This is a genomic window from Microcoleus sp. M2_D5 (assembly GCF_036701935.1).
Lineage (GTDB): Bacteria > Cyanobacteriota > Cyanobacteriia > Cyanobacteriales > Microcoleaceae > Microcoleus.
On sequence record NZ_JAUBRP010000010.1, the window covers coordinates 87,228 to 104,379 of the forward strand.

At 47.3% G+C, this 17,152-nt stretch carries 5 protein-coding genes; all 5 read left to right on the plus strand.

Annotated elements, in window-relative coordinates:
- Positions 1–10 precede the first annotated feature (10 nt).
- A complete protein-coding gene (locus QUA50_RS06760) occupies positions 11–4,534 on the plus strand; it encodes an amino acid adenylation domain-containing protein (RefSeq protein ID WP_333263987.1) in 4,524 nt (1,507 codons plus the stop codon).
- 6 nt (positions 4,535–4,540) lie between these two features.
- Positions 4,541–5,959 (plus strand): condensation domain-containing protein, encoded by a 1,419-nt coding sequence (locus QUA50_RS06765; protein WP_333263984.1) that lies wholly within the window; start codon positions 4,541–4,543, stop codon positions 5,957–5,959.
- 31 nt (positions 5,960–5,990) lie between these two features.
- On the plus strand, positions 5,991–7,295 hold the full coding sequence (ectB, locus tag QUA50_RS06770) for a diaminobutyrate--2-oxoglutarate transaminase (RefSeq protein ID WP_333263980.1): 1,305 nt from the start codon (positions 5,991–5,993) through the stop codon (positions 7,293–7,295).
- A gap of 163 nt (positions 7,296–7,458) precedes the next feature.
- The gene (locus QUA50_RS06775; protein ID WP_333263977.1) at positions 7,459–12,579 is read left to right on the plus strand and encodes an amino acid adenylation domain-containing protein; all 5,121 of its coding nucleotides are present in this window, start codon (positions 7,459–7,461) and stop codon (positions 12,577–12,579) included.
- A gap of 191 nt (positions 12,580–12,770) precedes the next feature.
- Positions 12,771–17,111 (plus strand): amino acid adenylation domain-containing protein, encoded by a 4,341-nt coding sequence (locus QUA50_RS06780; RefSeq protein ID WP_333263975.1) that lies wholly within the window; start codon positions 12,771–12,773, stop codon positions 17,109–17,111.
- Positions 17,112–17,152: the final 41 nt, after the last annotated feature.

Below are 17,152 nucleotides of genomic sequence, written 5' to 3' on the forward strand. Positions count from 1 at the left end.
AACTTGAGCAATGCAAAACGAAACAATCGAAGGGTTTAGACTTTCTCCACAACAACGGCATCTGTGGGGGTTACAGCAAAATAAAAGCCAACAGACTTATCGCGTTCGAGGTGCAATTTTAATTACCGGAAACCTCGATCGCGAGATTCTTCAAAAGGCGCTGCAAAATGTCGTGAACCGGCACGAAATCCTGCGGACTAGCTTTCACTGCTTGCCTGGGATGACACTACCCCTGCAAGCGATCGCCTCCACGATTGAACTCCCCATCTCGGAATACAATCTCAGCGGTTTGTCTCCCGAAGAACAAGAAGCTAAAATCGCAGCGCTTTTTGAGCAACTAAACCTGCTTCCTTTTGATTTTGAACGCGGCCCACTTTGGCACATCTCTTTAGTCACTCTCGCCCAAGACAAGCACCTATTGGCGGCGAACTTCTCTGCCTTAATTGCAGATAGCGTCACCCTGAAAAATTTCACTCGCGAACTCAGTCTTTCCTACTCAGCCTATACGTGCCCAGAAGAACCAGCCGATGAACCCATGCAATATGCCGATATTGCTGAGTGGCAAAATGAATTACTCGAATCAGAAGAAACGGCAATCGGCCAAGAATACTGGCGAAAGCTGAACATTGAATCTTGGGGTTTATTAACGCTTCCTTGGGAAAAGAAGCATTCCGAAGGGGAATTTGAGCCGCTAGTAGAAAGGGTGGAAATTCGGGGTGATTTGTTGAACAGCCTGGAAGCGATCGCCCAAAAACACCACAGCGATATTTCTACATTTCTGCTGGCTTGCTGGCAAATTCTGATTGCGCGACTTACCAAACAGCCAAACCCGATCGTCGGCGTAACTGGAAACGGCAGGAAATATGAAGAATTAGAACACTCTCTGGGGCTGCTGTGCAAATACTTACCCCTACAGTGCGACTTGCAAGACGAATTCAGTTTTGCCAAAATTTGGGAGCAAGTTGAGCTAAATCTCAAAGATATTCACACTTGGCAAGAATATTTCACCTGGGAAGAAACTTTAGAATCCGATAAAAGTAACGCTTTTTTGCCCGTCTGCTTTGAGTACGAAACAAAGCCAGAGAAATATGGCGAGTCTGGCGTTTCATTTTTCCTCGATCGGCAAGATGCCTGCGTAGAACCATTCAAACTTAAACTTTCGGGCCTTTCACGAGGCAATTCCTTAATCGCCGAGTTTCGCTACGATTCTGCTTTATTTGAAGCTGAAGATGTCAAGCGCTTGTCGCAACATTTTCAGGCGCTTTTAGAAAGTGCGGTAAAAAATCCAGAATCTGCGATCGGTCAGTTAAATATACTCAGCGATCGCGATCGTCACCAGCTTCTCGTCGAGTTCAACCAAACCCAGAAAAATTACCCGAAGGACAAATGCGTTCACCAGCTTTTTGAAGAACAAGCCGATCGCACACCAGATAGCATTGCCGTTGTCTTTGAAAACCAAAAAATTACCTACAGAGAACTCAACGATCGCGCCAATCGACTCGCCCATCACCTGCAAAACTTGGGAGTTGAACCAGAGGCAATTGTCGGCATTTGCGTCGATCGCTCTTTAGAAACAATCGTAGGAATGCTGGGCGTACTCAAAGCCGGTGGCGCCTATTTACCGATCGATCCAACGACACCAATAGAGCGCAAAGCGCTAATGCTAGAAGACGCTCAGGTAAAGGTTTTGCTCGTACAACAGCGGCTCATCGAAAGCTTGCCGAAAACTCAGGCAAATATTGTTTGCATCGATACAGACATTCCCACTGTTTCTACCGCTTACACGCCGCGTGTTTCTTCTGACAATTTAGCTTACGTCATCTATACTTCCGGTTCCACTGGCACTCCCAAAGGAGTCGCGATCGAACACCGGCAACTGCTCAATTACCTGTACGGAATTCAGGAAAAATTAAACCTACCAGCCGATGCCAGTTTTGCTACCGTTTCCACCTTCGCCGCCGACTTAGGAAACACGGCTATTTTCCCCGCCATTTGTTTCGGCGGTTGCCTGCATATTATCTCCCAAGAACGCGCCACCGATCCAGAAGCACTGGGTGAATATTTTTCCCGCAATTCCATCGACTGCCTCAAGATTGTTCCCTCGCACCTTGCTGCTCTTTTAACTTCTTCTGCCGCCGAGTCTATTTTGCCGCGAAGACGGCTAATTTTAGGCGGTGAAGCTGCTAGTTGGGAGCTAATTGAAAAGATTCGTAAAATCCATCCAGATTGCCTTATTTTCAATCACTACGGGCCAACAGAAGCGACGGTGGGCGTACTCACCTATCAAGTGTATGGCGAGGAATTGAAAGGAATTTCCGAGACAGTTCCACTCGGCAAACCTATAGCAAATACCCAGATTTATCTACTGGATTCCCATTTGCAGCCAGTACCAATAGGCGTGCCTGGGGAACTGCACATCGGCGGCAGCAGTCTGGCGCGGGGCTATCTCAATCGCCCCGAATTAACCGCAGAAAAATTTATTCGCCATCCCTTTGACGCCCAGGCACATCTTTATAAAACGGGTGATTTGGCTCGCTATTTGCCTGACGGAAACATCGAATTCATCGGGCGAATTGACAGTCAAGTAAAAATCCGGGGCTTCCGCATTGAATTGGGAGAAATAGAGGCAGCATTAGGGCAGCATCCAGATATCGCGCAGGCTGTAGTTGTGGCGCGGGAAGATGCGCCCGGTGAAAAGCGCCTCGCGGCTTATTTTGTTTCTAATCGGAAACAAGCACCAAGCAGCAGCGAACTTCGCCGTTTTTTAGCGACAAAATTGCCTGATTACATGGTGCCTTGGGCTTTTGTAACGCTCAAAAGTTTGCCTTTAACTCCTAACGGAAAGGTAGACCGGCGATCGCTCCCAGAACCTGACAGTGCCAGAGCGAATTTAGAAGGAACTTTCGCAGCACCTCGCACCCCTGCCGAGGAAACAATCGCCCGGATTTGGGGGCAAATGCTAGAGGTCGAAAAAGTAGGAATTTATGATAACTTTTTCGAGTTAGGCGGAGATTCGATATCCAGCATTCGCATCGTCGCCAAAATCAATCAAGCCGGCTTGCGCGTGACGCCCAAACAACTGTTTGAGTGTCCCACTGTGGCGGAACTTGCAGCCGTTGCAGCCACAATTGAGACGACTGAAAAACTGCTGCCTGTTCTCCCCATACAGCAGGAATTTTTAGCAGAAAAAATTTCCGGGAAATGCCAGAGCTTTTTATTTAAAACAGACTCGGCAATCGCTCCTGAACAATGGCAGCAAGCGGTGCAAAAATTGCTCGAGCGCCACGACATTCTTCGCCTAAGATTTCTCCAGACAGAATCGGGCTGGCAGCAAATGTACTGTAGTTTAGATGAAATTAAAACAGAACCTTTCTCATACATCGATTTATCGGTGTTGCCAGCTAGCGAACGAGAAATTACTTTAGAAAGAACGGCAGCAGAGCTAAAAGAAAGTTTGAATCCCGCCGAGGGTATTCTCTGGCGAGTGACTTTGTTTAACCGGGGAAACGATCGCCCCAATAGCCTGCTATTAACGATTCATCAACTGGCGGCAGATAGCGTTTCCTGGCAAATTTTGCTAGAGGAACTTTCCTGTGCGATCGCGCAGTTGAGTCAGGGGCAATCCGTAGAATTACCGCCCGCAACAGCAACTTTTAAACGGTGGTCAGAATTTCTGCAAGAGTACGCCAAATCGCCGCAAATTCAGCAAGAGCGAGATTACTGGCTCGCTGCGCGTCAAGAAGTCTCGAAACTGCCCGTTGATTCTCCAACAAACGATGAGGCGAGCATTGTATTAGTTTCGCTCGATGTTGAAGAAACTCGCACTTTACTGCAAAAAGTTCCAGCAGCTTATGGAACCCAAACGAGCGAAGTATTGCTGACTGCATTGGTGCAAACTTTTAATCAATGGACGAAAGCAGATTCCTTGCTGGTGGATTTGGAGGCTTCGGGGCGAGAAATTTTTGCCAAAGATATCGATTTGTCGCGCACTCTTGGCTGCTTTGCGGCGGTTTTCCCGGTGCAGCTTATTTTGACGGGAATTTCTGGGCCTGGGGAAGCTTTGAAGGCGGTTAAAGAGCAGGTGCGGGGCGTACCCAATCGAGGCGCTGGCTTTGGGGTACTGCGCTATTTGGGCGATCGCGCAGAAGTAGCGGCGCACCTGCAAGCCTTGGATCGATCGCAAGTTAGATTTAACTACCGCGAGCAATTCGATCCGATTGTGCCTGAATCTTTTGCGTTTGAGCTAGTTGAAAGTGCTTCCAGCATCCTGCTAGGAAATCGGCGCTATCCGATCGAAATTGACTCCGGCGTGCGAGAAAATAGGCTGCAACTAGAGTGGAGGTATAGCGAAGCAGTCTACCGGCGAACCACCATCGAAAAACTAGCTAATGATTTTGTGGATAATTTGCGATCGCTTGTCGCCCACTGTCAGTCTGTCGAAGCAGGAACCTACACGCCTTCTGACTTCCCAAAAGCAAATTTGAGTCAAAAAGACCTCGATCGCTTCTTAGCGAAAATCAACCAACGCAGGTAAAAATTCATGAAAGTAGAAAACATTGAGGATATTTACGAACTTTCGCCGATTCAGAAAGGCATTCTTTTCCACAGCTTATTCGCTCCGGAATTGGGACTGTATTTTTTCCAAATGCCCTTTTTGTTGCGGGGCAATCTCAACGTTGACGCTTTCTCTAGCGCTTGGGAGCAAGTAGCGAACCGACACGCAAGTTTGCGGACGGGCTTTTTCTGGCAAGATATCAACAAACCGTTACAAGTTGTATATCAGCAAGTAACAGTTCCCTTAGAGCAATTCGACTGGCGGGGGCTCAATCTTGCCGAACAAGAGGAGCAATTAAATACTTTTCTGGATCGCGATCGCGCGTTAGGCTTCGACCTTTCCCAAGAGTGTTTGATGCGCCTGACTTTGTTTCGCCTCGCTGACAACTGTTACCAATTTATTTGGAGCAGACATTTTATCGTGATGGATGGGTGGTCAATCCCCACGATCCTCGCGGAAGTGCTTCAAATTTACGAGGCGATTTGTGAGGGAAAAAAGGTAGATTTAGCACCCAGCATTCCCTACCGAGACTACATCGAATGGTTGCAAAAACAAGACGTAGCGAAAGCCCAGACGTACTGGCAACAGGCGCTCGGAGAATTGCGATCGCCTACTTCCCTCGCCAATCTAGATGCTAGCAGCGCCTTCAATTCCGAGGAAAAATACGACGAACAGAGAATCTATTTATCGCCAGAAACTACAGCAGCGCTGCAATCTTTTTCGCGGCAGCACCAGCTTACATTGAGTACGATCTTTCAGGGACTGTGGGCGATGCTGCTGAGTTACTACAGCGGCGCGAGCAAAGTCGTATACGGATGTACGGTGGCGGGACGCCCAGTAGAATTACTACAAGACGAGCCGCTAATTGGGTTATTTGTTAACAGCTTGCCCGTATGGGTCGAGGTAGCTTCTGAGAAATCTCTGCTAGTTTGGCTGAAGCAGCTTCAAGAACAATTGCTGGAAATGCGCCAGTACGAGTGGAGTCCGCTAGTGGATATTCAAGGGTGGAGTCAAGTGCCTCGAAGCAAGCCTTTGTTCGAGAGTATCTTGGTGTATGAAAACGCGCCTGTGGATTCACTCTTGGAACAATGGGAAGGCAATCTAGAAATCTCGAACTCGACGATTTTCTCCAATGCGCCGAATTTTTACAAGACTAACTATCCCCTGACTGTTGCCGTGTATCCGGATCTAAAATTCTGCATCGGCATCAATTACGATTTCCGCCGCTTCGAGCTAGCCGCAATTACTCACATTCTGGAGGATTTCGAGAGATTGATTCAGGGCATCTTGGCGCAACCAAACGCGCTCCTTAAGGACTTGCTGTTGCCGATCGATCGCGAGTATCCCGTGACGTTAATTCTGGAAAGAGAAGTAACGTTTAGTTTTGAATTGTCCGCCGCGTAACTAACAAATTAACTGGAGTGAGAAAGTTGCCATGCACCGCATCGCCCTACAAAAGCCAAGTCAGCAAGCCAATATTTTTGAAAGTCGCGAGTCTAATGTCAGAAGCTATTGCCGAAATTTTCCCGATATATTCCATCGGGCAAAAGATTCTATCATATATTCCGAAACAGGAGCGGAATATATCGATTTTTTAGCAGGGGCAGGGGCGCTGAATTACGGACACAACAATGACTATATCAAGCATAAAGTAATAGCGTATCTGGAATCGGACGCGATCGCCCACGGATTAGATCTGCACACATCAGCCAAAAAAGAATTTTTAGAAAAATTCTTTTCGTCTATCTTAGAACCGAAAAATCTGGATTATAAAGTTCAGTTTTGCGGCCCAACGGGAACGAATGCCGTTGAAGCGGCTTTGAAATTAGCCAGAAAAATCAAGCAAAGACCGGGCATTTTCTCATTCATGGGAGCCTATCACGGGATGACGTTAGGCAGTTTAGCTGCGACTGGCAATATCTCCGCGAGAGCGGGGGCAGGCGTGAGTTTAAATAACGTCACTTTTATGCCCTATCCCTATGGGTTCATGGAAACTTTTAATACCATCGATTATATCGAAGCAGTCCTAAACGATGTCAATTCTGGAATCGAAAAACCAGCGGCAATTATTTTTGAAACGGTGCAAGCTGAAGGGGGAGTCATTGTCGCGCCCGTCGAGTGGATGCAACAACTCAGAGACTTGTGCTCGCGCCACGACATTTTATTAATTTGCGACGACATTCAAGTCGGTTGCGGGCGGACAGGGCCATTCTTCTCCTTTGAAAGAGCTCATATCGTTCCCGATATGGTAATCCTTTCCAAATCGATCAGCGGTTACGGATTTCCGATGTCGCTCCTGTTGTTTAAACCCGAATTAGATATTTGGGAACCGGGCGAACATACAGGTACATTTCGGGGAAATCAACTCGCTTTCGTAGGAGCTGCCGCTGCTCTAGAGTATCGAGAAAATATTCGACTTGAACCAGAAGTACAAGTGAAAGAGTTTTTGTTAAAAAATTTTCTCGCCGAAGAAATCGCCCCCATCAGCCCAAAAATAGATATCCGAGGAATTGGTTTAATTTGGGGCATTGATTTGGTAAAGTTTGGCGGTGCCAGTTTTGCTAAAAAGGTCACTTCGCGGTGTTTCGAGTTGGGATTAATCGTCGAAAGAGTTGGGAGAAATGATACCGCAATCAAAATCTTGCCCCCGCTAACTATAGAATGGCCGATTTTGAAAAAAGGCTGCCTGATCCTGCAACAAGCCTTGTCCGATTGCTTGATATCATGTCCTCACGATTAACCATAATATCCCGGTCGGGGCGGGTTTTTGAGATGGGAGATTATTGGCAGGTATTGTTGGTGAACCCGCCCCTACAAAAATCGCGGTTCCTCGACCGGACATGATATGAATTCCTAATTGCCCTAACTTTTTCAATTTTTTTAATAATGTGAGGAAACGATCGATGATAGCCGTAGCCAATCAAATCAAGCCGCTGACCCCCATTTCAGATAACTTGTTGTCTCAAAAAATTTATTGGTTAAACAAGCTCTCCGGGGAACTGCCGGAGACAACTTTGATAGCCGATTATGCAAGACCTGTGCTAGATAGCGGCAAAAAGCGAGAGGTCGCCTTTGAACTGTCGAGCGAACTGTCTGAAGCGATTTTTAAGTTGGCGAAAAAATCCGATTTGTCAATTTATCTAATTCTCCTCGCTACCGCTAAAATACTGCTCCACAAATATACGAGCAATAGGGACATTATTGTCGGCTCGCCGGTTTACAACCCAGAAAAAAGCGATCGCTTAATTAATCGAGCGGTTCCGCTGCGCTCCACTGTCACTCCTCAACTGACTTTTAAAGAGTTTCTGCTGCAAGTCAAAGATACTGCGATCGCGGCCTACAGCCACCAAAATTATCCGTTTGCTGAATTAGTGCGGTTGTTAAAAATTTCCGAAACTCAGAGCCGCTGTCCAATTTTTGACGTAGCCGTCTTGTGGGAAAACATTCACTCTGCAAGCGAGCTCGCGGAACTCGGCAACGATCTAACAATTGCTTTGAAAGTCAAGGGCGATCGGATTGCCGGCAAAATTGAGTACAGCGACTTGCTTTTCAAAGAGGAAACCATCAGAAGACTGACGGCACACTATGTCAATCTTTTGGAAAACGTCACCAACAACATTCACCTAAAAATTGCGGATCTTAGTTTTTTAAGCAAATCGGAAATCCGCCAGCTATTAGAAACTTTTAACGACAATGCTAGAGAGTATCCTGTCGAGGGAACGATTCACGAGTTATTTGAAAGCCAGGTCGAAAAAACGCCCGATCGCATAGCTGTTGTTTTTGAAGAAACTCAGTTAACTTATCGCGAACTGAACGAAAAAGCGAATCAACTCGCCAGATTTTTGCAGAGTTTAGGAGTCAAAAATCGACAACTGGTGGGAATTCTGCAAAAACGGAGTCCGAATTTTCTCATCGCTATTCTCGCTATTTTAAAGGCGGGGGGAGTCTACGTTCCCATTGACAGCACTTATCCTTCAGAGAGAATTCGCTATATGATTTCTCACAGCGAAGTGCCGATTCTCTTAACAGACGCTTCATTTTTAGAGATTTTGGCAAGCCAAATCGAGTATTGCCCTAAGTTAAAATATTTGGCTTGTTTAGATGCAAAGCCGGAGGGCGCGCCGAGCTCCGCCGCCGAGGTTCAGATATGCGATCGCACAAGTTTCGATAAACTGCCCGCAGCCAATCTAGAAACTAGCAATCGCGGCACCGATCCAGCTTACGCGATTTATACCTCCGGTTCCACCGGATTGCCCAAGGCAGCTATTATCCGACACGGCGGCGCGATCAATCACATTTACGCTCAATTTGAGGCGCTGGGATTGACTGAAGAATTTACCTTTTTGCAAAGCGCTCCTGCTTCATCGGATATTTCGGTTTGGCAATTTTTAGCGCCTCTTCTAATTGGCGGAAAAACCGTAATTGCCGATGCGGAAACAATTTGCAATCCAGAAAAATTGTTTGAGGTAATTCAAAAACACAAATTAACCCTCGTCGAACTCGTTCCCACCGTTGTCCGAGGATTGACAGACTATCTTTCAAAATTATCGCCGCAGCAACGAGCGTTTCCCAATTTAAAATGGATGATGGTAACGGGAGAATCCGTCTCGGTAGAGTTGGCGAATCAGTGGTTGCGCCTGTATCCTTCTGTCGGCGTTGTCAATGCTTACGGCCCTACAGAAGCGGCTGACGATATTACGCAGGCAATTATTGATAAACCTTTGCCGGAAAATCAGCGATCGCTATCCATTGGCCAACCCCTCGCCAATTTAAATCTTTACATCCTCGACTCTCAGATGAAATTAGTGCCCGTGGGAGTGCCGGGAGAGATTTGCGTGTCGGGATTTGGCGTCGGCGAGGGCTATTGGAAAGATGAAAAGAATACTCAATTAAGCTTTGTTGAAAATCCCTTTCCAAATACGGCAAAACCGCTGCCGGGAATTGACAAAGATTTAATGTACAAAACCGGAGATTTAGGGCGGTGGCTTCCCGACGGAACGATCGAATTTTTAGGCCGCATCGATCGCCAGGTAAAAATTCGCGGTTTCCGCATCGAACTAGGAGAAATAGAGGCGGTATTGGAGCGGCATCCAGCCGTGCGGGAGACGGCGGTTATTGTCAGGGAAGATAACCCCGGTAACAAGCGTTTAGTTGCTTATATCGCTGCGTACAAGGATAGTTTTTCAGAGTCTCAACCGTCGAGCCTTGCAGATGAATTATGCGGCGATTTAAAACAAAAATTGCCGGAGTATATGGTGCCTTCAGCCTTCGTGCTGCTGGAGGCGCTGCCGCTTTTGCCGAATGGGAAGGTCGATCGCCGATCGCTGCCCGCACCGGAAAAAAGCGCGCTCTCTGCAGTGCGATCGCCTGTGGAGGAAATGGTTGCTGGCATCTGGAGCGAAGTGTTAGGCATCGAGGGAATTGGCAGCGAGGATAACTTCTTTGAATTGGGAGGACATTCGCTATTAGCTACTCAGGCGATCGCGCGCCTGCGAGAAGCGTTTAAAATTGAATTGCCCCTGCGCGTCTTATTTGAATCGCCAACAGTGGCAAGTTTGAGCGATTGCATTTCCCTTCTCAGCAGCAGCGAGCAAAAACAAGAAGCACCCCCGATCGATCGCGCACCGCGAGGCCCAGAATTGCCCCTTTCTTTCGCACAACAGCGGCTGTGGTTCGTCGATCGATTGCAACCGGGCGATCCGGCTTACAATATCCCCGCAGCCGTGCGCTTGAAAGGTGCGATCGACCTGACAGCATTAGAGCGCAGTTTCCAAGCAGTTATCGATCGCCACGAAGCCTTGCGGACAACATTTGGCGCCGTGGAAGGGCGGCCCGTTCAGTTGATAATTCCCGAACCTACTTTCGCCCTCTCAGTGATAGATTTGCAGCACTTTCCTCAATCTCAGCGAGAAGCAGAAGCCATGCGGCTCGCCGCCGAGGAAGCGCAACAACCTTTTGACTTAGCAAACTGGCCATTAATGCGAGTCACTTTGCTACAGCTAGGCGACACAGAATTTATCTTATTGCTAACCATCCATCACATCGTTGCAGATGGCTGGTCTCTAGGGGTACTGGTGCGGGAAATGGCAACCCTCTACGAAGCTTTTTGCACTGGCAAACCCTCCCCACTTCCCGAACTTTCAATCCAATACGCCGATTATGCCGTGTGGCAGCGCAAGTGGCTTTCTGGAGAAGTTTTAGAAGCAAAACTTGCTTATTGGAAGCAACATTTAGGCAATCCTTTGCCAGTGCTGCAACTGCCTGCCAAACAACTTCCAAGCGCCGCTGTTTCTACCTATCGCGCTGCCCTTAAACCTTTCCAGCTTTCCCCAAACCTTTCGGCAGCGCTCAACAAGCTGAGCCGCCAACAAAATGTCACCCTATTTATGACGTTGCTAGCTGCTCTGGAAACGCTGCTATATCGATCGACAAATCAGGATGACATGGTGGTCGGCACCGACCTCGCCAACCGCACCCAATTGGAAACAGAATCTCTAATTGGTTTCTTTGTCAATATCTTGCTTTTGCGCGGCGATCTGGGCGGCAATCCTACTTTTATTGAATTGCTCGATCGCGTGCGCGAAGTCACCTTAAAAGCCTACGCTCACCAGGATTTACCATTCGACAAATTGGTAGAGGAATTGCGGCCCGATCGCAGCCTGAATCAAACACCGCTCTTTCAAGTCTTATTCGTCATGCAAAATATGCCCATGCCTGCTTTAGAGCTAGGCGGGTTAACTTTGACTCCCTTAGAACTCGACAGCGGCACCGCCAAATTTGATTTAGTTCTCTTCGTAGGAGAAACCGAGCAAGGAATTGCAGGCACTTGGAAATACAATACTGACCTTTTCGAGGCCGCCGCCATCGAGCAAATGTCCAGCCGTTTTGAAACCTTACTCAACAGCATTGCGGCGGAGCCTGAAACTCGGTTAAATAACTTACAAATTCTCACAGAAGCGGAAAAAGAACAACAAGCAATGCAAGAAGTCAAGCGCGAAAAGCTGAATTTTAGCAAGTTTAAGAGTGTTAAACCGAAAGTAGTCACTCTGCCAGACGGCGAGTTGATAAAAACCGAATTTCTCCAGCCTGGGGAACTATTCCCGCTAGTCATTAAACCCGCTGCCAGCGATGTCGATCTCATTGATTGGGCGAAAAACAACCGAACTGCGATCGAGACTAAATTGCAGCAACACGGTGCAATTTTGTTTCGAGGCTTTACCGAGCCCTTAGTTTCTACTTTCGAGCAGTTTGCCTTGGGGATTTGTCCGCAACTGTTCGGCGAGTACGGAGATTTGCCGCGCGAAGGAATCGGCGGAAAAGTTTACGGTTCAACTCCTTACCCAGCAGATAAAGCTATCTTATTTCACAGCGAGAGTTCGCACCTGCACCGCTGGCCGATGAAAATCTGGTTTTTCTGCGTTCAGCCAGCGCAACAAGGCGGAGAAACGCCGATTGTTGACTGCCGTAAAATTTACCAGTTGCTAGATCCGAAACTCAGAGAAAAATTTGCCCAAAAGCAAATTATGTACGTCCGCAACTACACAGAGGGACTGGATGTAAGCTGGAAAGATTTTTTCCAAACAGAAGACAAATCCGTGGTTGAGGAATACTGCCGGCAAGCTGGGATGGAATTTGAGTGGAAAGCAGGAAATAATTTGAGAACCCGCAAAATTCGCCCCGCAATTGCCAAGCACCCAAAAACCAAAGAGATGGTATTTTTCAACCAACTTCCTTTGCACCACATTTCCTGTTTGGATGCAGCCACCCGCGCTTCCTTGCTCTCTGTTTTTGGAGAAGAGAACCTCCCCCGCAATGTTTATTACGGTGACGGCACTCCTATTGAAGACTCGGTAATGGAAGAAATTCAGGCAGTGTACGCGCAAGCTGCTGTTAGTTTTCCCTGGCAAGCAGGAGATATCCTAATGCTAGATAATATGCTTGCCGCTCACAGTCGCAATCCATTTATCGGTTCGCGAAAAATTGTGGTAGCGATGGGCGAAATGATCGGTGAAGCAGAGATTTAATTCCTTCTCATATCATGTCCGGTCGATTAGCCTGATTCCTGTAGGGGCGGGTTCACCAATAATATTTGCCAATAATTGACAATCTCAAAAACCCGCCCGACCGGGATATTATGGTCAATCGATCGGACATGATATCATCTCTTCCCGGCAAAAGTAACGAGAATAAAGTAGTGATTTGAGAAATAGGAACAATGCAAACAATTAATGGATTTCGGCTTTCACCCCAGCAAAAATATCTCTGGCTGTTGCAGCAAGACAGCCCTGCTTATCGCATTCAATCCGCTATTTCGATCGAGGGAATTCTTCAAACTGATAACCTCAAGAAAGCTTTAGAAAAAGTTAGCGATCGCCACGAAATTATCCGCACCAGCTTTCATGGAAAAGCAGGGCTAAAAATTCCAATACAAGTTATCTCCGAACCGAGCTCTGTTTCGTGGAACTGGGTTAACTTAAGTGAAGCGACTCCCCAGGAGCAAGAAGCCCAACTAGAAGAGATTTTTCAGCAAGAAAAGAGCGCTTTCTTCAACTTCGATCGCAATCCTGTTTGGCACTTGTCTTTAATTACACTTTCATCTGAGAGGCATATTTTACTGGTTAGTTTGCCCGCACTGTGCGCCGATAGTCGCACACTAAAAAATCTGGTTCAAGAAATCAGCCAGTGCTATGTGGCCTGCCTTCACGGCGAAGAAATTACCGATGAAGTTGTGCAATACATTCAATTTTCCGAATGGCAAAATGAATTGCTCGAAGATGAGGAAGCGGCGGAGGGCCAAGAATACTGGACTGGGCATAATTATTCAGCGCTAGCGAGTTTAAGGTTGCCGTTTGAAAATAGATTAATTAACGCGCCAGCTCAATTTACTCCGCAAGCTTTTGAGGTTAAATTAGAGTTAGCTTTGCTGGAAAAAGTAGAAGCGATCGCCCGCCAGTACAACACCTCACTTTCTACATTCTTGCTCGCTTGCTGGAAAATTTTGCTCTGGCGACTGATTGGCCAATCAGAGCTCACTGTTGGCGTGGCATTCGACGGTCGAAAATACGAAGAATTAGAGCCAGCACTGGGGCTGTTTGCCAAATTTTTACCGCTGCGGGGCAAACTAACAGAAAACTTTTCCTTCGCGGAAACCTTGCAGCAAATTCAGCAGGAAGAATGCGAAGCATACAAGTATCAAGAATATTTCTCCCACGAATATCTAGGCAACTCTTCCGGCTTTTCATTTGGTTTCGAGTTTGAGGAACAAGTCGAAAAGCATTCGGCTAGTGGCGTATGTTTTTCGATTTACAAGCAGTATGCGTGCTGCAATCGCTTCAAAGTTAAACTCTCTTGCCACCGCCAAAATGACTCGCTCACCGCTGAGTTTCACTACGATCCTATCTTCCTTGCAGACAACAGTATCCGGTGCTTGGCAGAGCAATTTTACGCCTTGGTGCAAAGTGCGGCCAGCAACCCACAAACCGCGATCGGCAAGCTCGAAATGCTGAGCGATCGCGCCCGAAATCAATTATTAGTAGAATTCAACAGCACAAAAGCAGATTACCAATTCGATAAGTGCGTGCATCACCTATTTGAAGAGCAAGCAGAGCGATCGCCCAACAGTATAGCTGCTGTTTTTGAAGATCGGCAAATTACCTACAGCGAACTCAACGCCCGCGCTAACCAAATCGCCCGTTACTTGCAGCAATTAGGTGTCAAGCCAGAGGTGATTGTCGGCATTTGTGTCGATCGCTCTTTAGAGGCGATCGCGGGAATTCTAGGCATTCTCAAAGCAGGTGGCGCGTACTTACCGATCGACCCAGCCATGCCCAAAGAGCGCCTAGCATTGATGTTGCAAAATGCTCAGACTTTAGTGCTGTTAACCCAACAGCATCTCATCAAAAATTTGCCGGAAACTCAGGCACAGATCGTCTGCTTAGATACAGACATTCCCTCTTTTTCTCCTACTACTTTCGTCTCTGCTTCTGGTGAAAATTTAGCTTACATTATCTATACCTCCGGTTCCACCGGCACACCCAAAGGAGTCGCCATTGAACACCGACAACTGCTCAATTACCTGCACGGCATTCAGGAAAAATTAAACCTGCCATCAGGTGCAAATTATGCCACCGTTTCCACCTTCGCAGCCGACTTAGGACACACTGTTATTTTCCCCGCTTTGTGTTCGGGTGGATGCCTGCACATCATCTCTCAAGAACGCGCAACAGATCCTCAAGCAATTGCCGCTTATTTTCAGCAGCATTCTATCGATTGTCTGAAAATTGTTCCCTCTCACTTAAAAGCTTTGTTGAGCGCTTCTAACCCCGCGCATATCTTGCCGAAAAAGCGATTAATTCTCGGCGGCGAGCCTTTGATGTGGAATTTAATTGAAACAATTCAGAAATACAATCCAGACTGCTCGATCTTCAACCATTACGGGCCGACAGAAACAACTGTAGGCGTGCTGACTTATCAGGTAAAAATGCAGGGCGATCGCATTTCCCAGACAGTTCCTTTAGGTCGCCCGCTACCCAACACGCAGATTTATTTACTCGATTCGCACTTGCAGCCGGTTCCTGTAGGGGTAGCCGGTGAATTATATATTGCTGGGGCGGGATTGGCTCGCGGCTATCTAAACCAACCAGAACTCACGGCCGAAAAATTCATTTGCAATTCATTCACTCAGGAACGGGAAACTCGACTTTACAAAACTGGCGACTTAGCTCGCTATTTGCCAGACGGAAATATCGAATTTATCGATCGCGCCGATCGCCAAGTAAAGCTGCGAGGTTTCCGCATTGAATTAGGGGAAATTGAGGCGGGGCTGTCTCATCATCCCTCTGTACGCGAAGCAGCCGTTTTACTTCAGGAAAATGAACCGGGGAATCAGCGTTTAGTCGCCTATATCGTTGCTCGCTCAAAACTCAGCCTTCAGGACTCACAACTGATTGAAAGCCTGCGTTCGTTCCTCAAAGAAAAGCTGCCCGAATACATGATACCTTCTGCTTTTGTGCTCCTGAAAGCGCTGCCGCTGACTCCCAATGGCAAAATAGACCGTCAAGCGCTTCCTGCACCGTCCATAGCAGCCAATTTGACAGATACGTTTGTAGGCCCTCGCACTCTCGGTGAGGAGATTCTTGCCGGAATTTGGAGCCAGCTTCTCAACCTTCAAAAGGTAGGAATTCACGACAATTTCTTTGACTTGGGGGGACACTCATTACTGATTACTCAGTTGTTAGCCAAAGTGCGAGAATCTTTTCAGGTGGAATTGCCTTTGCGCGTTTTGTTTGAAGCTCCTACTGTAGCTGGTTTAGCTGAAAAAATCGAAATGCGACAAGGGGGCAACACAGCGGGCGATCGCCCCTCGAATTTCGATATTAACGCTGAAGTGGTTTTAGATCCGGCAATTCGCCCTGCAACTCCATTGAGCGAGCCAAAAACTGAACCAGCTTGCATTTTCTTAACAGGGGCGACGGGCTTTTTGGGAGCCTTTTTACTCCGCGATCTCTTGCAACAAACTCAAGCAGAAATTTATTGCCTAGTCCGTTCTGCCGATGCAGAATCAGCTAAAAAGCGGATTCAAAGCAGCCTGGAATCCTATTTAATTTGGGATGAAAGCAGCAGCGATCGCATTATCCCAATTGCTGGAGATTTGTCTCAACCACTGTTGGGGCTTTCCGAGGAGCAGTTCCGAGTTTTAGCCAGTAAAATTGATGTCATTTACCACAATGGCGCGTTTGTCAAGTTTACTTATCCCTACTCGGTTCTCAAACCCGCTAACGTTTTGGGGACGCAGGAAGTTCTGAGATTGGCGAGTCAAAGTAAGCTAAAACCAGTCCATTTAATTTCTACGATTTCCGTTTTCTCGGCAATGGGAGAAGCTGGGATTAAGGTGGTGCGAGAGGAGGATGAACTCACTCCGGGAGAGGGTCTCAAAGGCGCTTACACTCAGACTAAGTGGGTGGCAGAAAAGTTAGTAGAGGTCGCGCGCGATCGCGGGATTCCTGTTACCATTTACAGGCCGGGCCGCATTTCTGGGGACAGCAAAACAGGGGCTTGCAATCCCAGCGACTTACTGTACAGGTTAATCGCTGGTTGCGTGCAACTTGGATGTGCGCCCGATGACGATAAGCTGATGAATGTAGCGCCTGTTGACTATGTGAGCGGAGCGATCGTTCATCTTTCGAGGCAAAAAGAATTGCTCGGAAAGACTTTTCATTTAGTCAACCCTCAGTCTTTTCAAATGAGTGAATTGCTTGGCTGGATTTGCTCAATGGGTTATCCAATCAAACGAGTTTCTTCTGAGGCTTGGCAAGCAGAAATAATCAATCGCGCTGGAAATTCTCCCGATCATGCTTTGTACCCGCTTGTCGGTCTTTTTTCCGAAAAAGTTTCTGAAGCGGAAATGGCTAAATCTGCGACGCTGCAATTTGATTGCCAGAATGCGTTGAAGGGACTTTCTGGAACAAATATTATCTGCCCGCAAGCGGATGCGAGTTTGTTTCGGACTTATTTTTCATATCTCGTCGATTGTGGCTTGATAGATAGTCGCAATTAAAACCTGTAAGGGCGCAAAGCATTGCGCCCCTACCTACCTAA